At 73.2% G+C, this 22,056-nt stretch carries 14 protein-coding genes; 2 read left to right on the top strand and 12 right to left on the bottom strand.

Going from position 1 to position 22,056, the window contains the following annotated elements; all coding sequences use genetic code 11:
- Window positions 1-15: 15 nt before the first annotated feature.
- From ACI2LW_RS08030 to ACI2LW_RS08000, 7 genes are all read right to left on the bottom strand, one after another.
- A complete protein-coding gene (locus ACI2LW_RS08030) occupies window positions 16-918 on the bottom strand; it encodes a universal stress protein (protein WP_404730314.1) in 903 nt (300 codons plus the stop codon).
- Between the two features lie 295 nt (window positions 919-1,213).
- Window positions 1,214-1,987, bottom strand: coding sequence for a respiratory nitrate reductase subunit gamma (gene narI, locus ACI2LW_RS08025; protein WP_404730313.1), 774 nt, complete (start codon window positions 1,985-1,987; stop codon window positions 1,214-1,216).
- On the bottom strand, window positions 1,984-2,643 hold the full coding sequence (narJ, locus tag ACI2LW_RS08020; RefSeq protein ID WP_404730312.1) for a nitrate reductase molybdenum cofactor assembly chaperone: 660 nt from the start codon (window positions 2,641-2,643) through the stop codon (window positions 1,984-1,986). The genes narI and narJ overlap by 4 nt, the downstream gene beginning before the upstream one ends.
- The gene (gene narH / locus ACI2LW_RS08015; protein WP_404730311.1) at window positions 2,640-4,364 is read right to left on the bottom strand and encodes a nitrate reductase subunit beta; all 1,725 of its coding nucleotides are present in this window, start codon (window positions 4,362-4,364) and stop codon (window positions 2,640-2,642) included. Before narH ends, narJ begins: the two co-directional genes overlap by 4 nt.
- 1 nt (window position 4,365) lies before the next feature.
- Window positions 4,366-8,124 (bottom strand): nitrate reductase subunit alpha, encoded by a 3,759-nt coding sequence (locus ACI2LW_RS08010; protein ID WP_404730409.1) that lies wholly within the window; start codon window positions 8,122-8,124, stop codon window positions 4,366-4,368.
- Window positions 8,125-8,601: 477 nt separating this feature from the next.
- Entirely contained in the window at window positions 8,602-9,075 is a 474-nt protein-coding gene (locus tag ACI2LW_RS08005) for a hemerythrin domain-containing protein (RefSeq protein ID WP_404730310.1), read from the bottom strand.
- 53 nt (window positions 9,076-9,128) lie between these two features.
- A complete protein-coding gene (locus tag ACI2LW_RS08000; RefSeq protein WP_404730309.1) occupies window positions 9,129-10,385 on the bottom strand; it encodes a nitrate/nitrite transporter in 1,257 nt (418 codons plus the stop codon).
- A gap of 241 nt (window positions 10,386-10,626) precedes the next feature.
- Between ACI2LW_RS08000 and ACI2LW_RS07995 the strand changes: the two genes are divergently transcribed.
- The gene (locus tag ACI2LW_RS07995; RefSeq protein ID WP_404730308.1) at window positions 10,627-11,049 is read left to right on the top strand and encodes a pyridoxamine 5'-phosphate oxidase family protein; all 423 of its coding nucleotides are present in this window, start codon (window positions 10,627-10,629) and stop codon (window positions 11,047-11,049) included.
- A gap of 321 nt (window positions 11,050-11,370) precedes the next feature.
- Window positions 11,371-15,579 carry a type IV secretion system DNA-binding domain-containing protein gene (locus ACI2LW_RS07990; RefSeq protein WP_404730307.1) on the top strand — a complete coding sequence of 1,403 codons (4,209 nt, stop codon included), beginning with the start codon at window positions 11,371-11,373 and terminating at the stop codon, window positions 15,577-15,579.
- A gap of 51 nt (window positions 15,580-15,630) precedes the next feature.
- Here ACI2LW_RS07990 and ACI2LW_RS07985 read toward each other — a convergent pair whose 3' ends face one another.
- The 5 genes from ACI2LW_RS07985 to ACI2LW_RS07965 form a co-directional block, all read right to left on the bottom strand.
- Window positions 15,631-16,071 carry a hypothetical protein gene (locus ACI2LW_RS07985; protein WP_404730306.1) on the bottom strand — a complete coding sequence of 147 codons (441 nt, stop codon included), beginning with the start codon at window positions 16,069-16,071 and terminating at the stop codon, window positions 15,631-15,633.
- 153 nt (window positions 16,072-16,224) lie between these two features.
- Window positions 16,225-17,277, bottom strand: coding sequence for an Acg family FMN-binding oxidoreductase (locus tag ACI2LW_RS07980; protein WP_404730305.1), 1,053 nt, complete (start codon window positions 17,275-17,277; stop codon window positions 16,225-16,227).
- A gap of 152 nt (window positions 17,278-17,429) precedes the next feature.
- The gene (locus ACI2LW_RS07975) at window positions 17,430-17,876 is read right to left on the bottom strand and encodes a hypothetical protein (protein ID WP_404730304.1); all 447 of its coding nucleotides are present in this window, start codon (window positions 17,874-17,876) and stop codon (window positions 17,430-17,432) included.
- On the bottom strand, window positions 17,876-20,635 hold the full coding sequence (locus tag ACI2LW_RS07970) for a multicopper oxidase domain-containing protein (protein WP_404730303.1): 2,760 nt from the start codon (window positions 20,633-20,635) through the stop codon (window positions 17,876-17,878). Before ACI2LW_RS07970 ends, ACI2LW_RS07975 begins: the two co-directional genes overlap by 1 nt.
- Window positions 20,632-22,041 (bottom strand): TIGR04053 family radical SAM/SPASM domain-containing protein, encoded by a 1,410-nt coding sequence (locus tag ACI2LW_RS07965; protein ID WP_404730302.1) that lies wholly within the window; start codon window positions 22,039-22,041, stop codon window positions 20,632-20,634. The genes ACI2LW_RS07970 and ACI2LW_RS07965 overlap by 4 nt, the downstream gene beginning before the upstream one ends.
- Window positions 22,042-22,056: the final 15 nt, after the last annotated feature.

The following is a 22,056-nucleotide window of genomic DNA, read 5'->3' as shown; positions in this document are numbered from 1 at the left end:
TCCTACCCTGTCCTCTCACTCGTGGGGGACGACCGCCACGGGGCAGCCGGCATGGTGGACCGCCGCGTGGGTGACGGGACCGGTGCGCGGTCCCGCGGGGCTCGCGGCCGGGCGGCGGCCGACGACGAGCAGGCTCGCCCCGGACGCGGCCCGCACCAGCGCGGTGGCGGGCTTCTCCCGGACGACCGTCTCGACGACCTCGACCTCGGGGTACTTGTCCCGCCACACCCGCAGCACGGCGGACACGAAGCCCTGCCACTCCTCGGCCCGGTCCGGATCGTCCACCAGCGCGATCTCGCCGGGGCCGAGGCCGAGCGCGGACGGCCGCTGCCAGGCGTGCACGGCGCGCAGCCGGGCGTGGCGCAGCCGGGCCTCCTCGAAGGCGAACTCGATCACCTCGTCGCACGGGGCGGCGACGTCCAGGCCGAGCACCACGTCGCGGTAGCCGGTGTCGGTGGAGGCGTTGCCGTCGGCGTCCGGCAGGTGCTCGTCGGCGGCCTCCTCGCCGGCCCGTACGAGGACGACGGGGCAGGCGGTGCGGGCCACGGTGCCGAGGGCGACGGAGCCCACCAGGAACCCGGTGAAGCCGCTCAGTCCGCGCGAGCCCAGCACCAGCAGGTCGGTCCGTTCGGACGCCCGCAGCAGGGCCGCGGTCGCCGGTCCGAGGACCTGTTCCTCCTCCAGCCGCACCTCGGGGCGGACGGCGCGGACGCGTTCCTCGGCCGCGGTGAGCACCCGCCGGGCCAGGTGCCGCTGGGCCGCGTCGGCCCGGGCGGCGTCGCCGTGCCGGGGATGCCAGTTCCAGGCGTGGAACAGCCGCAGGTTGCGGCCCCGGCGTCCGGCCTCGCGGGCGGCCCATTCGGCCGCGGCCAGGGACTCGGCGGATCCATCGACTCCGACGACGACGGGCGACAGCATGACGCACCTCCTGCGTTCGGTCCGCTCTCGAACACCAGCGTCCCGCCCCGCCCCTGCCCCCGGCAGGGGCCGCCCGGGCTCCGCGGAGGGCCGATGGGCCCGCGTGCGGAGCCGCGAGGGGGCGCACGGCACGGGCGGGGAGTGCGCCGGGGTGTGATCGGGGTGCGGCGGGGACACGCCGTGCGTGCGCGCCGGACGGCGTCCGGGCGGCGTCCGGGCGGCGTCCGGCGCGCACGGCACGGGGGGCCCGGTACGGGGGGCCCGGTACCAGCATGCGCGCCGTCAGGCCGCGTGGTCAGCCCACGCGTTCCCAGCCCCGCGGCGGGCGCCGGGTGCCCAGCTGGGTGTCGCGGCTGCGGTAGACGATGTAGGGACGGGTGAGGTAGCCGAGGGGGGCGGTGAGCATGTGGACCAGCCGGGTGAACGGCCAGGCGGCGAAGAGCACCAGCGCGCTGAGGGCGTGCAGCCGGTACAGCAGCGGCGCGCCGCTCATCAGGCCGGGGTCGGGCCGGCCGTAGAAGATGGAGCGGAACCAGGGGGAGATGGTCTCGCGGTAGTTGTAGCCGCCGCCCACGATGTTGGCGTCGACGGTGGCGGCCAGGCCCAGCGCGATGGTCAGGGTGAGCAGTACGTACATCGTCTTGTCGTTGCGGGTGGTGGCGGAGAACACCGGGCCGACGGTGCGGCGGCGGTAGATCAGGATGGCGAGGCCACCCAGGGTGCACACCCCGGCGACCGTGCCGAGGCTGACCGCCACCACGTGGTACTGCGTCTCGGTGATCCCGGCGGCCTCGGTCCAGCCGGCGGGGATGAGCAGGCCGATGACGTGGCCGACCAGCACGACGAGGATGCCGAAGTGGAACAGCGGGCTGCCGATGCGCAGCAGCCGGCTCTCGTAGAGCTGGGAGGAGCGGGTGGTCCAGCCGAACTTGTCGTAGCGGTAGCGCCAGACGTGCCCGAGCACGAAGACCGCCAGCGAGAGGTAGGGCAGCACCACCCACAGCAGGATGCTCCCGGTGCCGGCCTCGGCCGCCGTGGTGAGGGTCTGCGCGGGCGCGGATGCGGTCATCGCGGGCCTCCTGCCGGGCCGGGCATGAACTGCGGGGGCGTGTAGGGGGCGAGCCCGACCTCTTCCCCGGGCGGTCCCTCGGCGGCGAGCCGGGCGACGGCGTCCTGCTCGTCGCCCCTGAGCGGCGGCAGGGTGGCGGAGACGGACTCCAGCACCCGCGCCCAGGGCGCCCGCTCCTCGCGCAGGGCCAGGCGCAGCAGTTCGAGCCCGGCGCGGTGCTCGGTGAGCAGCCGCATCCCGGCGGCCGGGTCGGCGCCCGCGAACTCCAGGACGACGGCGAGGTGGTCGGGCAGTTCGTCGTCGGCGAGCCGCAGCCCGGCCGCCGTGTACGCCTGCTTGAGGCGGAGCAGGGCGATGCCGCGCCTGCGGGTGTCGCCGTGGGCGTAGTAGGTGAGGTACGGGCAGCAGCGCTTGCGGTGGTCGAAGGTGGCGACGTAGGCCGCGGCCAGGTCGCCGGCCGGGGTCCGTTCGGCGTGCGCGGCGAAGTCGAGCAGCGGTTCGCGGACCCGGGCGGGCAGGGCGGGGGCGGCCCGGCGGGCCAGCGCCAGGCGCTCGGTGAGCTGTTCGTCCGGGTAGGCCAGCAGCAGGGACTGCACCTGCCAGGCGCAGGGGTGCCAGGGCTCGGTGCGGGCGGCCGGACGCGGTTTCCTCCTCATGGCCTCGGCTCGACCTCCCCGCCGCCGGCGGTGTCGTCGCCGGACGCCCCGGGCCGCCGCGGGAACAGGCCCGGCGGGGAGCCCTTGCCGTCCCAGTTGAGCAGGTTGACCCGGCTGTCCTTGTCGACGGGCGCGGCCGGGGTGTCGGAGGTCTGCCGGTGCAGCAGCGCCCGGTAGTTCTCCACGGCGATCGGCGCGGCCCCGCCGGAGGACTCGCCGAAGGGGCCGGACCCTCCCATTCCGGGGCCGCCCTCGTAGTCCAGGCTGCACTCGGTGGCCAGTTCCTCCAGCTGGTGGGCCTGTTCGGCGTGGGCGGGCGGGATGACGTACCGCTCGTCGTACTTGGCCAGCGCCAGCAGCCGGTACATGTCGTACATCTGCTCCTCGCCCATGCCGACCTGCGCGGGGATGGCGGCGTCGGGTTCCCGGCCGAGGTTGATGTCGCGCATGTAGGAGCGCATGGCGGCCAGCCGGCGCAGTACGGCGTCCACGGGTGCCGGGTCGCCCGCGGTGAACAGCTGGGCGAGGTAGTCGACCGGGATGCGCAGGGCGTCGACGGCGGCGAAGAGGTTGCGGTGGTCCTCGGCGTCGTGGCCGCTCTCGCGGACCGCGTCGACCACCGGGGACAGCGGCGGCACGTACCAGACCATGGGCAGGGTGCGGTACTCCGGGTGCAGCGGCAGCGCCACCTTGTACCGGTTGATCAGGGCGTACACCGGGGAGCGCTGGGCGGCCTCGATCCAGTCGCGGGGGATGCCGGCCCGCTCGGCCGCGGCGATCACGTCCGGGTCCCCGGGGTCGAGGAAGACGGACCGCTGCGCCTCGTACAGGTCCGTGTCCTCGGGGGCGGACGCGGCCTCGAGGACCCGGTCGGCGTCGTACAGCACCAGGCCGATGTAGCGCAGCCGGCCCACGCAGGTCTCGGAGCAGACGGTGGGCAGGCCCACCTCGACGCGCGGGAAGCAGAAGGTGCACTTCTCGGCCTTGCCGGTGCGGTGGTTGAAGTAGACCTTCTTGTACGGGCAGCCGGTCACGCACATCCGCCAGCCCCGGCAGCGGTCCTGGTCGACGAGGACGATGCCGTCCTCCTCCCGCTTGTAGATCGCGCCGGAGGGGCAGGAGGCCGCGCAGGAGGGGTTGAGGCAGTGCTCGCAGATGCGCGGCAGGTAGAACATGAAGGTCTGCTCGAACTCCAGCTTGATCTTCTCGGAGACCTGGCCGAGCAGCACGTCCTGCTCGCCGTGCTGGGCCGAGCCGCCCAGGTCGTCGTCCCAGTTCGCCGACCAGGAGATCTTCATGTCCTTGCCGGTGATCAGGGATTTGGGGCGGGCGACGGGGGTGTGCTCCTGCAGCGGGGCGTTGGTCAGCGTCTCGTAGTCGTAGGTCCACGGCTGGTAGTAGTCGTCCAGGGTCGGCAGCACCGGGTTGGAGAAGATGGTGACCAGCTTCTTGAACCGGCCGCCCGCCTTGAGCGTCAGCCGGCCGCGCTTGTTCAGCTCCCAGCCGCCCCGCCAGCGGTCCTGGTCCTCGTAGCGGCGGGGGTAGCCCTGGCCGGGCCGGGTCTCGACGTTGTTGAACCACACGTACTCGACGCCGGTGCGGTTGGTCCACGCCTGTTTGCAGGTGACCGAGCAGGTGTGGCAGCCGATGCACTTGTCCAGGTTCATGACCATCGCCATCTGGGCCATGACCCGTCCGATGGTGGCTTCGCCGCGGGGCATGTCAGTACTCCACCTCCTGGTTGGCGCGGCGGCGGACGACGGTGACCTCGTCGCGCTGGTTGCCGGTCGGGCCGAGGTAGTTGAAGGCGTAGGACAGCTGGGCGTAGCCGCCGATGAGGTGGCTGGGCTTGACCAGCAGGCGGGTGAGGGAGTTGTGGATGCCGCCGCGCCGGCCGGTGGTCTCGGTGCGGGGCACGTCGATCAGCCGGTCCTGGGCGTGGTACATGAAGACGGTGCCCTCCGGCATCCGGTGGGAGACCACCGCGCGGGCGGCGACGACGCCGTTGCGGTTGACCGCCTCGATCCAGTCGTTGTCGGCGACGCCGATCTTCGCGGCGTCCTCGGTGCTCATCCAGATGGTGGGCCCGCCCCGGGACAGCGACAGCATGAACAGGTTGTCCTGGTACTCGGAGTGGATGGACCACTTGTTGTGCGGGGTGAGGTAGCGCACGGTCACCCCGAGTTCGCCCATCTCGCCGAGCCGCGGCTCGCCGAAGAGGGCGTGCATGTTCAGCGGCGGCCGGTACACGGGCAGTTGCTCGCCGAGCGCGGCCATCCAGTCGTGGTCGAGGTAGAAGTGCTGGCGGCCGGTGAGGGTGTGCCAGGGCTTGCCGCGCTCGACGTTGACGGTGAACGCCGAGTAGCGGCGCCCGCCGGACTCCGAACCGGACCACTCGGGGCTGGTGATGACGGGGACGGGGGCCGCCTGGGTGTCGGCGAAGGTGACCTGCTTGCCCTCGTGCTCGGCGGCGAGGTCGGCGAGCCGCGTCCCGGTGCGGGCCTCCAGGGTGTGGAAACCCTGCGTGGCCAGGCGGCCGTTGGTGGTGCCGGACAGGGCGAGGATCGCCTCGCAGGCGTGCACGTCCCGTTGCAGGGCGGGCCTTCCGTCGCCCGCTCCCCCGCGCACGGTGCCGTTCTTGTGCCGCAGGTAGTCGAGCTCGTGGTCCACCTGGAAGGTGACGCCCTTGGTGGTCGCGCCGAGGGAGTCGAGCAGCGGGCCGAGGGAGGTCATCCGGTCCGCGACCGCGCCGTAGTCGCGCTCCACGGTGACGAGTTTGGGCATGGTGCGCCCGGGGACGGGTTCGCACTCGCCGGCCCTCCAGTCCCGTACCCGGCCGTGCGGGGTGGCCAGTTCGTCCGGGGTGTCGTGCAGCAGCGGCGCGGCGACCACGTCCTCGCGCACGCCGAGGTGCACGGCGGCGAGCCGGCTGAACGCGCGGGCCAGCGTGGTGAAGCTGTCCCAGTCGGTGCGGGTCTGCCAGGGCGGGGCGATCGCCGGGTTGAAGGCGTGCACGTAGGGGTGCATGTCGGTGCTGGACAGGTCGTGCTTCTCGTACCAGGTGGCGGCGGGCAGCACCACGTCCGAGAAGACGGTCGTGCTGGTCATCCGGAAGTCCAGGGTGAGCAGCAGGTCCAGCTTGCCGGTGGGGGCCTCCTCCCGCCACACCACGTCCCGGGGCCGGGCCGCGGGCGGCGCCTCGGCGGCGTTGACCGAGGAGTCGGTGCCCAGCAGGTGCTTGAGGAAGTACTCGTTGCCCTTGGCCGAGGAGCCCAGCAGATTGGCCCGCCAGATCGTCAGCACGCGCGGGAAGTTCTCCGGCGCGTCCGGGTCCTCGCCCGCGAAGCCGAGCCGCCCGGCCCTCAGCTCCTCGACGACGTGCTCGGCGACCGGGCGCCCGGCGGCCGCGGCCTCGTCGGCGAGGTCGAGCGGGTTGCGGTCGAAGGTCGGGTACGAGGGCATCCAGCCCATGCGGGCGGAGGCGGCGATCACGTCGGCGGTGGCCATCCCGGCGAACGGCCCGCCCGCGCCGGCCGCCGCGAGGGTGTCCGCGGAGAACGGGTCGTAGCGGAACTGGTCGCTGTGCAGGTACCAGTACGCGGTCTGGATCATCTGCCGGGCGGGGCGGTTCCAGTCGGCGGCGGTCGCCAGCGCCGAGTAGCCGGTGAGCGGGCGGACCTTCTCCTGGCCGACGTAGTGGGCCCAGCCGCCGCCGTTGACGCCCTGGCAGCCGGTGAGGGTCGTCAGGGTGAGGAAGGCGCGGTAGATGGTGTCGGAGTGGAACCAGTGGTTGGCGCCCGCCCCCATGATGATCATCGAGCGGCCGCGGGACTCCTCGGCGTTGGCCGCGAACTCACGGGCGATCCGGGCGGCCCGGCCGGCGTCCACACCGGTGATCGCGGCCTGCCAGGCGGGGGTGTACGGCTCCTCGGCGTCGTCGTAGGACGCGGGCCAGCGGCCGGGCAGGCCGGGGCGGGCCACGCCGTACTGGGCCAGCAGCAGGTCGTAGACCGTGGTGACCAGGCGTCCGGCGATCCGCCGCACCGGGACGCCGCGCCGCAGCACGCCGGCGCTGCCGTCGGGGGCGTCGAAGCGGGGCAGTTCGACGGTCACCGGGGTCTCGCCGCCGCCGTCGGCCGACAGCAGGGGGTCGACGCCGCCCAGGTCCAGGTTCCACTTGCCGGCCCCGGCCTCGCCGAACCGGTCGCCTAGGGTGCCGTTGGGCACCAGGGGGCGGCCGTCCGCGTCGAGCAGCACGGTGCGGAACTCGGCGTGCTCGGCGCCCGCGTGCTCGCCGCCGAGGTCGGCCGCGGTCAGGAACTTCCCCGGCCGGTACGTCCGGCCGCCCGGTGCGGTCCCGTCGCCGGCCGGCCCGGTCGTGTCGCCGCCCGGCCCGGAGTCGTGGCCCGGCCCGGAGTCGCCGCCCGGTGCGGTCTCGTCGAGGGCGACCAGGAACGGCAGGTCGGTGAACCGCTTGACGTACTGGTCGAAGTACGGGGTGCGGCGGTCGACGAAGAACTCCTTCAGCACCACATGGCCCATGGCCATCGCCAGCGCCCCGTCGGTGCCGGGCTGCGCGGGCAGCCACTCGTCGGCGAACTTCACGTTGTCCGCGTAGTCCGGGGAGACCGCGACGACCTTCTGGCCGCGGTAGCGGGCCTCGGCCATCCAGTGCGCGTCCGGGGTGCGGGTCACCGGAAGGTTGGAGCCCCACATGATCAGATAGCCGGCGTCCCACCAGTCCCCCGACTCGGGGACGTCCGTCTGGTCGCCGAAGACCTGCGGGGAGGCGACCGGCAGGTCCGCGTACCAGTCGTAGAAGGACAGCATCACGCCGCCGAGCAGCGAGTAGAAGCGGGCCCCGGCGGCGTGCGAGACCATCGACATCGCCGGGATCGGCGAGAAGCCCGCCAGCCGGTCGGGCCCGTACTCCTTGATCGTGTGGACGTGCGCGGCGGCGACCATCTCCACGGCCTCGTCCCAGGTCGCCCGTACCAGGCCGCCCTTGCCGCGCACGGACTTGTAGCGGCGGGAGCGCTCGGGGTCGGAGACGATCTCCGCCCAGGCCGCGACCGGGTCGCCCAGCCGGTCCCTGGCCTCCCGGTACATCTGGAGCAGCACACCGCGGACGTACGGGTAGCGGACCCGGGTGGGCGAGTAGGTGTACCAGGAGAAGGCGGCGCCGCGGGGGCAGCCGCGCGGCTCGTACTCGGGGCGGTCGGGGCCGACGGAGGGGTAGTCCGTCTGCTGGGCCTCCCAGGTGATGATGCCGTCCTTGACGTACACCTTCCACGAGCAGGAGCCGGTGCAGTTCACCCCGTGCGTGGAGCGGACCACCTTGTCGTGCGACCAGCGGTCGCGGTAGAAGTCGTCGGCCTGCCGGCCGCCCTTCCTGTGCAGGGTGCGCAGGTCCGGGGAGACCTCCGCCCGGGTGAAGTAGCGGCGGGAGCGCACGAGCGCCTCCGTCAGCTCCCCGTCCATCGCCGCCCGCCGTGTCCCGCGTATCCGCTCGGACTCCGGGCCGGTCTCGGTCTCCGTGGCCACCGCGCTGCTCCCTCCGGTCGCACCACCGGTCGCTTCGCTTCACTCAAGGAAAAGCCATCCCGCGCCTTTCCTCAATCAGTGCGGACGACACATGCCGCGTGGATCGGACGCCCGGGGGGTGGGGAGGCGGGGTGGTGCGGGCGGGGCAGCCGGGGTGGTGCCGGGAGCCGTTGGCGGGCCGGGGCGGGGCCGGGGCCGGCGGCGCGCTGAACCGGTGCCGGTGCCGGGGCCGGGGGCGGGGGCGGGGGCGCGCCGGACCGGGACCGGGGCCGGGGGCGGGGGCGCGCCGGACCGGTGCCGGGGCCGGGGCCGGGTGGCGCCGGCATGGCGGTGCCGCCCGGCATGCAGCGGGGCTGCGGCGGGCGGCACCGGAGGAGAGCGGACCGCCCCGCGTGGGGGCGGCCCGGGTCGGGGTCAGGGCGAGGGCTGGGGGGTACGCGGGGTGACCCGGGCGCGTACGGCCTCCACGGCCTCCCACTGCTCGGTGCTCAGGAAGGCCAGCGCCGCCGGGAAGACGCCGTCCTGCTCCTTGAGGATGTGCTCGCGCAGCAGGGCGAGCGCCTCGGTGAGCCGCCCGGGCCAGGCGGGATCGGCCGGGACCGCGTCGGCGGCCTCCTCGAGCACCGCCTCGATCCGGCGGTGCTCCTCCTCCAGCGCGGAGATCTTCTCGGGGAAGTCGTCCGCCAGGGCGGGGAACAGGCCGTGCTCCTCCACCTGGGTGTGCGGTCCGAGCACGGAGGCGATTTCGCGGGCGAGTTCCGCCATCCGGGTCACGTCCCCGTCGTCATCGGCGGCGCGCACCAGGCCGATGAGGTCGACCACGGTGTCGTGCTCACGGGTCAGCTCGTCGATCGACTCCAGGCTCTGGCAGCCGCAGTACTCGCACATCGGATGCTTCTCCTTCTCCTCGCTGTGGGTTTCCGGGCGCGGTGCGTCCCGGGTCAGTGCGGCTGGAGCTGGGCGACCCGCTCGCGGCGCCCGACCGCGTGGCGCACACCGGTCCCGGTGAAGGCCAGCGCGGCCAGGGCGACCAGGCCGAGCAGGACCAGGCCGACCGCGTAGGAGCCGTAGGCGCCGTACAGCGAGCCCATCACCAGCGGGGGCACGAAGCCGCCCAGACCGCCGGCGGCGCCCACGATGCCGGTGACCGAGCCGACCTGGTCGGCCGGGGCCAGCAGGGCCACCAGGGCGAACACCGCACCGCTGCCCGCGCCGAGCGCGGCGGCCATGGCGAGGAACGCGATGGTTCCGGTCGGGGCCAGCGAGGGGGTCAGCGACTGCACGAACGCCGCGACGAACACCACGCCCAGCGCCGCCGCGAGCACCCGCACCGGACCGAGGCGGTCCGACAGCCAGCCGCCGACGGGGCGCATCGCCACCGCGAGCAGCACGAACCCGGCCATCCGGTTGGCGGCGTCCGCCTGGGTCAGCCCGTAGCCGGTCTTCAGGTAGGTCGGCAGGTAGACGGAGAAGGCGACGTAGCCGCCGAAGGCCACCGCGTACAGCGCCGAGGCCTGCCAGGTGATGCCCAGCCGGCAGGTCCGGCCCAGCTTGCGGACCAGCGGCTCGGCCGGCACGGTGCGTCCGGGCGCGTCCCGCAGCAGGAGGGCGGCGACGACCGCGTACGCGCCGAGGACGCCGGCGGTGATCAGGAACGGGTTCGCCATGCCGTGCGCGTCGACCAGCTTGACCGTGGTCAGCGCGCTGATGGCGGTGCCGCCCATGCCCATGCCGAAGACGCCGATGGCCAGGCCGCGCCGCCGGGGCGGGAACCAGGCGCTCACGAAGGGCACGCCGACGGCGAAGGCGGTGCCGCCGATCCCCAGGAAGAACCCGCCCACCAGCAGTGCGGTCAGCGAGTCGTGCCCGGCCAGGCCCAGGTAGAGCACCGGCACGATGGTCGCGGCCGACACCAGCGGGAACATCACGCGCCCGCCGAACCGGTCGGTCAGCGCGCCGACGGGTATCCGGCCCAGCGAGCCGACCACCACGGGTACGGCGACCAGCAGGGACTGCTGGAACGAGGACAGTTCCAGGGTGTCCTTCAGCCGCGGGCCCAGCGGGCTGAGCAGCGCCCAGGCCCAGAAGTTCACCGCGAACCCGACCGTGGCCAGCGCCAGCATCAGCCACGCCCGCCCGGACACGGGCGCGCTGTCCGGCGCGGCCGCGTCGCTCTTCTTCTTCGACGGCTCCAGCATGCCGCCTGTCCCTTCGTTCGTCGTACGGCAACGGGTTCCCACCCGAACCGCGGGCTCCGGTACGTGACCGGGTTGCCCGAATGCCACTATCCGCAACGCGCACCGGCCGTGAGCAGGGGCCGAGGGTCCCCCCGCCGGGGTCCGCCGGTCCCCGCCCGGGTCCCTGGTACGGGGGCCGGCGGCCGGCAGATGGGGCCGACCGGCCCTAACGCGAGGGCGGGCCGGGAAGGACGATGGGGGGATGTTGCAGAACGACGGCTTTCGCTCGATGGACCGGCAGGAATGCCTGCGGCTTCTCGCCAAGGTGCCGGTCGGCCGGGTCGTGTACACGAGGCAGGCGCTCCCCGCGGTGCTGCCGGTCAACTTCGCCCTGGACACGGACCAGTCCGTGATCCTGCGCACCTCCGCGGGGTCGGACCTGGTGCGGGCCGTCGACGGTGTGGTCGTCGCCTTCGAGGCGGACGAGTTCGACGCGGAGACCCGCTCCGGCTGGAGCGTGGTCGTCACCGGACAGGCCACCGCGGTGACCGACCCCGGGGAGCACGAACGCCTGCTGCGCACCGGCCCCCGCTCCTGGATGCCGATCCGGGAGGACGTCTTCATCCGCATCGAATCGGCGATGGTGACGGGCCGCGAACTCACGGACCTGCGCACCACGGGGTGAGCCCCCCCCCGGGGGGCTCACCGGGGGGCCCGCCGGGACCGGCGTGACGTGGCCGGCGGGGCCGGAGACGGGTTCCACCACTCGACGGGTGCCGCAGCGGTCGAGCCGGCGTGGCGCACCCCCAGGCCGGGCCTGTGGCCGCCCCGGCGTCGCCGCCCCGGCGTCGCCGCCCCGGCACACTGGACGTATGACGCATGGCATCCGAACAGTCGCCATGAGTGAGCGACGTGCGAGAAGGTCACTTCTGGGACTTCACGCAGTATTGTGGCTCGAAGCAGACCACGACTCGCTGCGGTAGTTGTCCTGGACGGGGGGCCACCGTTGACCGACGCGTCGCCATCGGCAACACCTACGAGTGACAACCTCCTGCGCCTCGCCGCGGTCCAGTTGGCCTACGTGCCCAACGTCCGCAAGAACCAGGGCAGCTACTGGCTCCCCGACGAACCACTGCTCAGCCTCTCCTACGCGTCCGCGACCGACGCGGGCGGCACGGCTCTGGCCGACCTCGACCACGGCGAGGAGTTCGAAGGACGGACCGACGAGGCACTGAACAGCTCCCGCCGCGAGCGTCTGCGCTCCATGGAGCTGAAGGTGAAGCAGATACTCGAGTTCTGCGTGCAGCACCGCATCGACGTCGTCGTCTTCCCCGAGTGTGCGATCCCCGCCGAACTCGTCAGCATCCTCGTCGGATACCGCAACCGCCTGGTCATCTTCGCCGGCATCGGTCAACTACGCGAACCCGACGCTTCCGTGCTGGAGCAGCAGGGGATCGCGGACGCCCTGGACGCCGTCGAATGCAACGCGGCGGTATTCGTGAGTCAGGAGAGGCTCGCTCTCGTCACCAAGAGGGACCCGGCCCAGGGCGAGACGATCACGCCGGGGCGGGGTCCTGAACGCGTCAAGTTCACGAAGGGCGAGCGCACCTACGAACTCGGACTCGCCATCTGCATGGACTACGTCAACTTACGGCGGGACTTCGACGGCGGCGAGAGGCCACCCGATGTCGTCCTGGTCAGCGCGCTGTCGAGGCCGACCGACGACTTCCTGAAATGCCCGCGCAACTTCGCCACGGTCTTCGCGAACCACGCCGATCGCGGGGGCAGTGCCATCCTGGCACCGCACGTGGCGGGGCTCTTCGTCGACGAGAGACTGGGAACGGAGCCCCTGCCTCCCGGTGAGGCGATCGCCTCGGCCGACTTCGCGGGGTTCCCCACCAGACCGAGTTCCACGAAGCCTCCGCAGAACCGCGTCCACCTGCGCGCCGCGATCCTCTACGAGGACGACGGCGCCAACACCGCCGAGACCGCAGGGGTGCTCGCGCGGCCCATGCAGTCGTGGTCGCTGTCCCACTACACCACCGGGCTGTACACCGAGTTCCTGTCGACCGCCGATCGACGCCTGGCGGAAGCAGGCCAGAACGCCGTGCTGCTCAACGCGGTCAAGACCCTGAGACGGCGCCAGAAGCAGAAGCTGATGAGCGCCTCGGACTTCGCGACGGCGACGACGCACCTGGTCCTCACACAGGTCCAGTCGGAACCGGAGCTGCACTACGCGGCACTGAACAAGTTACACGAACACTGGCATCCGCTGCTCGAGGATCCGTCCATCGATGGCCTGGGCCGACTGATCGACGAGGTGAACCGGGCTCGCCGGCAGCTCGAGTCGAGGGTCCGCAGCAGGTACCAGCGCGTTACTCCACCCACCCGCCCGGCAGACGGCAGCGCAGCCGGCCAACAGGAGCTGACCCTCTTCTACTCGGCCCGACTGGGCCGGTACAGCGGGGAGGTCGCCGTACGGAGTCTCCCTCGCCAGCTCGGCGTGTTGCGTACGCTGTCGCTCGTCAACGACGCCAGTGCCCGGCTGCTGTACCGAGTCACCACGGTGCGGCAGACGAGCGGAAACCTCGCACCGTTCTTCGACGTCCTCGCCCTCACCGAGAGCGCCGACCCCGCCGTGATCGAAGACCTGGCCGAGGGAGTCGGGCAGCAGCTGAGCGTGGCCTTCAGCGGAGGGTGGGACATCTCCTCCACCCCGGGACAGGCCGACCTGGACGCCCCGCACCTGGTGGAACTGAGACCGAAGGCCCAGAACGTCCCCCTGGTCCAGGAGGACTGGGGCGGTCTCATCGACTACCTCCGTGCCCTCAAACCTCAGGTGACCGTGCAGATGACACTGCGCCGGGTGCCGGAGGCCGAGCGGAACTTCACGGCACGGCTTCCCGAGGGCACCGGGCTGTTCGCCGACGAAGACCGCAACGCCGCAGCCTTCTTCATCCGGGCCAGCCAGGAGTCGTCGGACCCCGCGAACCTCGCCCTGCAGATCCACGTCGCATCCGACGAACGGCTGGGTGACTCCGTTCTGCGGAGCATCGGACTGTGGCTGTTCCGCGGGGTGCCGTTCGACGTCGTCTCCGACGAGTCAGCCCTGGCTGCCTTGGCTCCGGGGGGCCAGATGCTGCAACCCGGCACCCCCCTCACCCCGGCGGAAGCCCTCCGGATCTTCCATCCTCCGTACGGCCGGATAGAGGGGCGGGGGCTCGTCAACCAGCGTCCACGTACCCTCTCCCTGCCGGACATCACCCTTCCGATCGACGGAATCAACCTGGGCACGGCCCGCCTGGCTCAGGCGCGCGAGGACCAGCGCGTCGTGGTGCGGCTGGACGAGGGCGCCCGGCGCCGGCACACCTACGTCGTGGGCAGGACCGGGTCGGGCAAGACCAACATCCTCAAGCACATGGCCCGCCAGGACCTTCAGGAGGGCCGGTCGCTCGTCGTCATCGACCCGCACGGGGACCTGGTCGACTATCTGCTCGGTCACACCGCCGGCCGGGAGGACGAGGTGCTCTTCCTCGACTTCGGGGACCCCGAGTACCTGCCCGTCCTCAATCCGCTCGACCTGGACGTGCACAACAAGGCGGAACTCGAACTCGCCATCGAGGAGTTCATCCAGCTGCTGGTGCGCCAGTCCTATCACGAGTTCTACGGGCCCCGCTTCGAGGAGATCGCCCGCCTGGCACTCGAGTCCATCACCAACGAGGACTACCCCTTCAAGCCGCCGGGCGTGATCGACCTCATCAGGGTTCTGCGCAGCAAGGACCGTCGCAGGTGGATCAAGGACCTGCTCACGGACTCGGACCTCAAGGAACGGTGGGCGATATTCGAACGCCAGCAGGACCACGAGATCGCCCAGGTTCTGCACTGGGCGCTCTCCAAGTTCAGCGAGATGCAGCAGGACGGGGCGCTGGGCAAGGTTCTGGCGGGAGGTACGTCCACGGTCTCGATCGAACGGGTGGTGACAAACGGCGGAGTGCTCCTGGTGAAACTGCCGGAGTGGGAGATGAGCAGGTCAGCGGCCACACTCCTCGGAACGTTCATCCAGGAGCGGGTACGCAAGGCCGTGTACGCGCGATGGAGGAGCGACGAAGGCAAGTCCGCACCCGTCTACATGTACGTCGACGAGTTCCAGTCCTTCGCTGTCACAGGATTCGACGAACTCGTCGCGGAGGCACGTAAATTCGGGCTGAGCCTGGTCCTCGCACACCAGAACCTCAGCCAGCTGAACGCGTTCTCGCGGTTCACCGGAGCGGTCTCCAACAATCTGCTGTCGGCCATCCTCGGGAATGTGGCGAATCGCATCGTCTTCGGCGTTTCCGGCCGTGACGCGAAACTCTTGGCCGAGGAACTCGACGTCTCGGCCGACATCCTGCGCACCCCGGGCAACTACCAGGCCGTGGTGCAGATGCTGCATGGCGGCGAAACGCACACGTTCACCCTGCAGCCGCCGAACGCGGATTCCGACAGCGGTCTCCCCGTGGACCGGGACAGCGTGCGCCACCGCATGCTCGAGCAGGCATACTGGCGTTCGCGAGCGGAGCTGCGAGCAGCCGACGAGGAACGAGAGAGCCGGTCGCAGGCAGCTGTCAGAGAGCATTTGAACCGAGCGAAAACCGCGTTCTCGCCCCCTTCGGCCCGACGTTCGGCTGCACCTGCTTCCGGTACGGAGAGCTTCCTGGACTCCTGGCTCGCGCAGCGCGGGGCCGCGCGCGAGGCCGTCAGTCGCTCCGGTACGGACGGGTCCGCACGCCGACGGGAGTTCTCCCGCGTGGCAGCCGTGCTGCGGGCACCCGTGCTCCGGGCGGCCGCAGCCCAGCGGCGGCTGCTCCGCGGACGCCAGGAAGCCCGAGGACAACGGCGGCCGTCACCTTCGGAGCCTGCCCCATCACCTGTCGTCCCGACTCTCGGTCCGCTGATCGCGGATCTGTCGCTGGAGCGGCTTTCACATGCGGACAGGCACTCGTTCTACGGCGCGTACCACGAGGAACTGGAGCTGCGTGTGGGGTCGGCGATCACCGAGCAGCTCACGGACGAACAGCTGAACGAGTTCGAGGAGATCATCGACGGACCCGATGACGACGAGCGCGCTCAAGCATGGTTGTCGGCGAACGTGCCGGAGCACAAGGCCGTGGTACGGAGGGAGGAGAGGGCGCTCAGGTGGGAAACGCGGGTGGCCCTGCACCGAATGAGAGGGTAGCGGGGCGTCTCATCCGTCACTGATCACGGTCGGCCGCTGTTCGGAGCAGGGTCACATGCTCGTCCTCAGCCGGTCGGCCAGTCGCTCGGCGAACGTGTAAGGACGGAAGCCGCGTTGCTGTTCCACGTAGTCGATGTACGGCTTGGCCGCTGTGATCGCCTTCGTGAAGGACTTCCCCATACCGCGCGCGACGAGGTTCGTGTCGACGTATCTGCCCTCGCAGGCAATGGCTATGGAGTTCATCACCGCCAGGGCATAGTTGATGCGACTCGAGACATCCGCGGACAGCTCGGACATCTCTCGGGGCGTCCGTCCCGCCACTTCGAGGTGGAGCAGACGGCGTCCGCTCCGCACTTCGGCCTCCAGATAGCGTTGCTGCACCTCGAAGAAGGCGCGCAGCCGATCGGCCTGCGACGTGCGGTGGAAACCCCAGACAGCGATGACGACCGCCACCACGGGCGAGGCCAGGGAAATGAGCAGGGACGCGTTCATCGAAGACCCACCCCCCTCACCGGGACCCGCCCCGTCGTCCGCCCCGGGTTGTCGAGCCCTTCCGCGCCATCAACAGTTCCAACCCCCCAAAAGCGCTCACCCGGACCTCGCGGAAAGCCTGCCCCGCCGCCGTCCGGCTGAACCCGGGGCCGGTCAGGCGGCCGGTCGGGGGGCGTCCGGGGGCGTCGGGAACGCCGTCGCGCGTGGGGTGCGGCCGCCCTCCGGGCCGTAGCCGAAGCGGATCAGCAGGTGCGGGAAGCAGCGGCGCCGCTGTCCCGTCATCGCCTCCCGCAGGTCCGGCCACTCCATCGCCTGGTGCAGCATCGAGGTGCGCACGCCGTGCCGGGTGGCCACCAGCAGGGCCCGTTCCAGGGCCTGACCGGCCCGCAGCCAGTCCGCCCGCCGGTCCTGCGTCGTCCACAGCAGGGCCACCTGGGCGTGCCGTTCGAAGCGCAGCGCGGGCAGTCGCAGTCCGGGCAGCGGCCCGGTGAAGTCGCGCATCGGCATCCGCCCGTCCGGGTCCAGGGGGCCGAGGGAGGTGACCGGGATGCCGTAGCGGGCGGAGGTGCGGGGTGCGGTGACCCAGCCGCGGGCCTCGGCCCTGCGGCCGGGGTGGGCGGTGTTGCGCGCCTCGGCCAGGGCGGTGAGCCGCAGCAGCCGCCGGGTGCCGGCGATGTCGGGCATGTCCAGGTGCGCGCCCTCCGTCCGGGCCGCCGCCACCATCTCCGCGACCACGTGGTCCGGCACCGGCCGGCCGGTGAAGGGCATACGGCTGGTGTGCCGCCGTCCCACGGCGTCGTACAGGCAGGCGTACGACGGCTCGGCGTACGACGGCTCGGCGTCCGGCGTCCTCGGGCACAGCCGCACCGTGGCCAGCAGTTCCGGATCGCCCCGCTCGGGCAGCAGCTCCACGACGGGGTCCCAGCCGAGGTGCGCCGCGGCCACCCTCAGGTTGAACACGGCGGCGCCCACGGACAGGTGCTGGGCGCGTGCGTGCGGGTCGGTGAGCCGCAGACGCCGTTCGCGGTCGGCGCGGACGTGGACCGAGCGGGTCTCGGCGTCCAGGCCGAACCGCCAGGGCTGGGTGTTGTGGATGGACGGTGCCGCGACGGCCGCGTACAGCAGTTTCTCCAGGGCCGCCGCGTCGACCTCGGGTGTCCGCGCGACGGCCCCTTCGCGCACTTGCTCCGCTCGCGGCGTCTGCATGGCGGCCCCCTCTCGGACTCCCTGTGCCGGCTCTCCCGTCCACCCTCCGTCGCCCCCGCTCCCCGGACGAGGGCGCACCGGCCCTTTCCCGGGCCCACAGGTCCCGGCCCGGTGGCCCGGCGCCCGGCCGGCCGCGGGCCCCGGCGCGCCCGTCATGTCGCGGGGAGCGACGTGGCGAGCAGGACCACGCCCACGGAGCCGGCCAGGGAGGCGACGGCCAGGGCCCGGGCCAGGTCGCGGTGGCCCTTGGCGGAGGCCCAGCCGTGGGCCGCGGCGGTGAGCATCACGACGGCGAACAGGGCCAGTTTGGCGGCCAGGGTGCGGCCGTAGCCGGGTTCGGCGAGCGAGGCCCAGGTGACGCCCTTGTGCCAGGCGATGGCCCAGCCGGTGCCCAGTTGCACGGGCAGGAACAGCGCCCCGGTCAGGATGCCGAAGCGCCGGCCCACGTCGCCGGCGAAGCGGTCCCGGGTGTCCGCGGACAGCATCCGGCGCGACAGCGGCAGTACCACCAGGGACAGCGCCAGCTGTCCGCCGACCCAGAGCACGGCGCCGGTGACGTGCAGGAAGCGCACCAGCTGCCACAGGCCCACGCCGCCCATCACCGCACCTCCACCGTGCCGTGCGCGCCCGCCTCGGCGCGCCGCATGTCGTGGTCCACGAAGGCGTAGTGGCCGGCCTGCGGGAACACCGTCTCGACGAAGCCGCCCTGGGCCGGTGCCAGGTCCAGCGCCTGGGACCCGCCCGGGTCCTTCGGCCTCAGCAGGTACGCGCCCTCCTTGTAGACGGTGTCGAAGACCGTGCCCACGATGTGGAAGGAGACGCCGTCGCTCGGCCCCGCCGCGACCACCCAGAAGCGGGCCCGCTGCCCGGCGCGCGCCCGCAGCGGCGCCTTGTCGTACTGGGCGGCGATCCCGTTGAACGCCCAGGCGTCCGGGGTGTTCGCGCGCATCTTGGCGACCTGGGCGGCGCTCCCCGGCGTGCCGAGGTACAGCTCCGAGGCGACCACCAGGTACTCCTGGTCGGCCTTCGCCAGTCCCGGCGGGTCGATGATCACGGCGCCGTACATGCCGTTGCCGATGTGCTGCAGCATGGGCATGGTGCTGCAGTGGTACAGCCAGGCGCCGGCCCGTTCGGCGCGGAAGCGGTAGACCAGCCGCTGCCCCGGCTGGAGGGTGCGCATCGGCCCGTCCGGGGCGAGGGCGCCGGCGTGGAAGTCGATGCCGTGGCCCATCACCGGGTCGTCGTTGACGAGGGTGACCTCGAAGACGTCGCCGACCCTGCCGCGCAGCGTGGGTCCGGGGGCGGTGCCGCCGAAGGTCCACATCTGCTGCTTCACGCCGGGCGCGACCTCCGCCGTCGCCCGCCGCGCGTGCAGTCGCACCTTGTGCACCGTCCCGGTGGGGGCGGCGGGCAGTGCGGCCGGGCGCGGCCGGAAGCCGTGGGAGAAGCCGGCGGCGAGGTCGGGTGCGGAGGCGGCGGCCGGTGCGTGGCCGGAGTGGCCCGGGGCGCCCGTGTCCCCGCCGGCTCCCATGTCCATGCCGTCCATGCCGTCGGCGCCGTTCAGGCCGTCCGTGCGGCCCGTCCCGGCCCGCACCTCGCCGCCGCCCGCGGTGCCGGTGACGACGATGTCGAGGCTCATGCCGGCGGCGCGGTGCCCGGGCACCGTGCACCAGGCCCTGCGGTCCGCGGTGACCGGGCCCAGGTCGAGGGTGCGGGACTGCCCGTCGGAGAGCGGCGCGGTGGCGGGACCGCCCTCCACCGCGAGGTCGTGCCGCTGGGCGTCGCGGTTGGTGACCTTCAGGCGCAGCGCGGTGCCCCGGGGGACCTCTATTCGATTGGGGATCACGCGCATGCCGCGCAGCGAGACGGCCACCGTGCGCACGGTGGTGGCGGTGGCGCCGGGCACCGCTCCGGCGGCGGTGCCCGCCGCGCCGCCGGAGCCTCCGCTGTTGGCCACCAGCACGGCCAGCACCGTGACGGCCGCGCCCGCGGCGGTGCCGAGCAGCGCGGGCGTCCGGGACGGCGCCCCGGGCCGGGCGCGGCGGGCCAGTACGGCGACGGCCAGGGCGAGGAAGGTCACCAGGGCCGCGGCGGCCAGCGCGGCCCCCGCGGTCCCGGCGGGGCCCGGCAGAGGCAGGGCGAGCAGCGCGACGGCCAGGTTGAGCGCGGCCAGCCGGGGCGCCCAGGCCCACTCCAGCACGGCGCGCAGGGCGGCCCGCTCCCGTGGCCCGCCGGACAGGACGACGGGCAGCAGATACGTCAGCCCGCCGACGAGGACCTGGGCGGTGAAGCCCAGCAGCAGCGGCGGCACCAGGGCGGCGACGCCGCTCTGCGCGTCGGCCGGGGCGCGGGTCGCGAAGAGCACCGGGTCGGCGGTGACCGCGACGGCCAGCCAGAGGGCGGACGCGGCGAGCGTCCCGGCCGCGGCGGCGGACACGGGCCGGCGGCCCCGCCGGACGGTGCGCGCGCACAGCCGCAGCGCGAGGGCGACCGCGCCCGCGTACGCGGCGAGCCCCGCCACGACGGCGGCCCGCCACACCGTCCCGGGCCCGGCCGCGAGGCCGCCCGCCGCGACCGCGAGGCCGGCGGCGGCCGGGAGGAGGATCCGGCGGGCCGTGCGGGGGGTGCCGTCGCTCATCCGTACGCCGAGCACGGTGGGCCAGAGCATCAGCAGGGTGCCCAGGACCGGCAGCCCGATCCAGCCGAGCAGGGCGATGTGGAGGTGGGCCAGCCGCAGCCCGGTGTGCAGGCTCGCGGGCGCGACGCCGGTGGCGAGCAGCCCGCCGAGCACGGCGGCCACGGCCAGCGCCGCGGCGGCGGCGCGGTAGAAGCCGGCCACGGGGGCCAGCCGGCCGCCGAGCGCGCCCCGGCCCAGCCGGACCAGGACGACCAGGTGGGCGGTGACGGCGGTGACCAGTCCGGCGGTGGCCGCGCCGGTGAGCGCGGGCAGGTCGGCCCACACCCCGAGCACCACGCCGGCCACGGCCGCGTTGAGGCCGTACAGCCGGACGGCGCTCCATCGCCGGCCGGGCGGCTGGGCGTGCAGCATCGCGACCGTGAAGTGCTCGCTCCAGACGACGATGGCGGTGGTGGCCGCGCCCAGCAGGAACAGGTGGACGGCCAGCCAGCGGGCCACGGGCAGGGTGTCCCGCGCGGTGGCCGCGAGCAGGGCGAGTCCCGCCCAGGCGGCGACCAGGACGTGCGCCCGCAGATGGCGGCCCCGTACGGCGGCCCGTCTGAAGTTGCCGGGTCCGGCGCCCGGCCCGGCGCCCGGCCCGTCGCCCGGCCCGCCGCCGGGCCGGAGGACGGGCAGCTCCCGGCGTCCGTCCGCCCGGGGGCTGTCGTCGATGTCGCTCACGGCTCTCCTCGTCGTGCTCGGGGCTGGTCGCCGTCGCCGCCCCGCCGATGTCCGTCACGTTCCGGGAGTTCGCCGCCCGCCCCGTGGGGGCGGGGCCCGATGTCCGGTCCCGGTGCCGGTACGCCTCCCGCGGTGCCGGGCCGGTCCGCCGTACCGGCCAGCAGCGCGGCCAGTTCCCGCTGGTGGGGGAAGGAGCCGGGGACGTAACCGCACCAGGGTTCCTCGGCGTACGGGTCGCCGGTCACGCCGTAGGCGCGGGAGCGGGAGCCGCCGCAGACACGGCGGAACTCGCAGGAGCCGCACCGGCCGCCCAGCCGGTCGGGGTCGCGCAGACCGGTGAACAGCTCGGAGGTCCGGTAAATCTCGGTGAGGGGCCGCTCGCGCACATTGCCCGCGCCCAGCGGCAGGAACCCGCTGGGGTGCACGGTGCCGGTGTGCGAGACGAAGACGAAGCCGCGGCCGGCGTTGACGTCGAGGGGCGGCCGGCGGGCGCGCCGCCCGCCCCCGGTCAGCCCCAGTTCGGCCGCCCGCTGCCGCAACCGGCGGTAGAGCGGGCCGAGTCGGAGCACGCGCTCGTGGTCCTCGCCGAGGTCGGCCAGGACGCGCCGCTGGAGGGCGACGCGGCGGAAGTGGTGGCCCTCGGTGGTCTTGGCGGGGACGGTCAGGCCGACGTCGTACACGAAGTTGAGGACGTCCTCGGTCTCCTGGGGCGTCAGTACGCCGAGCGCGCCGCCCCGTCCGGTCGGCACCAGCAGGAAGGCGCTCCACAACATGGCGCCGTGGGTGTGGACCAGGCGCACGATGCCGGGCAGGTCGTCCAGGTTGTGCCGGGTGACGGTGGTGTTGATCTGCACCTTCATGCCGAGGGCGCGGGCTGCGTCCCAGGCGTCGAGGGTCCAGCCGTAGACGCCGCGCACGCCGCGGAAGCCGTCGTGCAGTTCGGGGGTGGAGCCGTCCAGACTGAGCGAGAGGCCGGCCGCGCCCGCCTCGTGCACCTCGCGCAGCCGCTCGGGGGTGAGGGTCGGGGTGCCGGACGGGGAGACGGCGACGCGCACGCCGGCCTCTCGCCCGTAGGCGATGAGTTCGAGCAGGTCGGGGCGCTGGAAGGGGTCGCCGCCGGTGATCACGAACAGTGGGGCGGGGTGTCCGAAGGCGGCGATCTGCCGCATCAGGCCCTTGGCCGCCTCGGTGTCCAGCTCCCGCGGGTCCCGGTCGGGGACGGCCTCGGCGCGGCAGTGCAGACAGGCCAGCGGGCAGGCCCGGGTGGACTCCCAGATGACGATGAACGGGCGCTCCCCCACGTCCTGGTGCTGCCGCCGCACCACCGTCGCGGTGCGGCCCTGCTGACCACCGGCCGGTGTCGCGCCGGTCGCCGCCGCGCCGGCCGGGGGCCGGCCGGCGTTCACCGGTGCCCCCGGAAG

The sequence above is a fragment of the Streptomyces sp. NPDC004065 genome (genome assembly GCF_044903565.1).
In the GTDB taxonomy this organism is placed as follows: Bacteria; Actinomycetota; Actinomycetes; order Streptomycetales; family Streptomycetaceae; genus Streptomyces.
The sequence above is the reverse complement of the archived record's forward strand: the minus strand, read 5'-3'. Positions and strand labels throughout refer to the sequence as shown.

Bases quoted from the DNA above. Each gene is read 5' to 3' on its own strand.
- ACI2LW_RS08010 (WP_404730409.1), bottom strand. From the start codon at position 8,124: ATGGACGGGGAGCTGACGGAGGCGCTCGTGCGCTCCCGCCGCTACTTC.
- ACI2LW_RS07985 (WP_404730306.1), bottom strand. From the start codon at position 16,071: ATGAACGCGTCCCTGCTCATTTCCCTGGCCTCGCCCGTGGTGGCGGTC.
- narH (WP_404730311.1), bottom strand. From the start codon at position 4,364: ATGCCCCGCGGCGAAGCCACCATCGGACGGGTCATGGCCCAGATGGCG.
- ACI2LW_RS08000 (WP_404730309.1), bottom strand. From the start codon at position 10,385: ATGCTGGAGCCGTCGAAGAAGAAGAGCGACGCGGCCGCGCCGGACAGC.
- ACI2LW_RS07995 (WP_404730308.1), top strand. From the start codon at position 10,627: ATGTTGCAGAACGACGGCTTTCGCTCGATGGACCGGCAGGAATGCCTG.
- ACI2LW_RS07980 (WP_404730305.1), bottom strand. From the start codon at position 17,277: ATGCAGACGCCGCGAGCGGAGCAAGTGCGCGAAGGGGCCGTCGCGCGG.
- ACI2LW_RS07975 (WP_404730304.1), bottom strand. From the start codon at position 17,876: ATGGGCGGCGTGGGCCTGTGGCAGCTGGTGCGCTTCCTGCACGTCACC.
- narI (WP_404730313.1), bottom strand. From the start codon at position 1,987: ATGACCGCATCCGCGCCCGCGCAGACCCTCACCACGGCGGCCGAGGCC.
- ACI2LW_RS08005 (WP_404730310.1), bottom strand. From the start codon at position 9,075: ATGTGCGAGTACTGCGGCTGCCAGAGCCTGGAGTCGATCGACGAGCTG.
- narJ (WP_404730312.1), bottom strand. From the start codon at position 2,643: ATGAGGAGGAAACCGCGTCCGGCCGCCCGCACCGAGCCCTGGCACCCC.
- ACI2LW_RS08030 (WP_404730314.1), bottom strand. From the start codon at position 918: ATGCTGTCGCCCGTCGTCGTCGGAGTCGATGGATCCGCCGAGTCCCTG.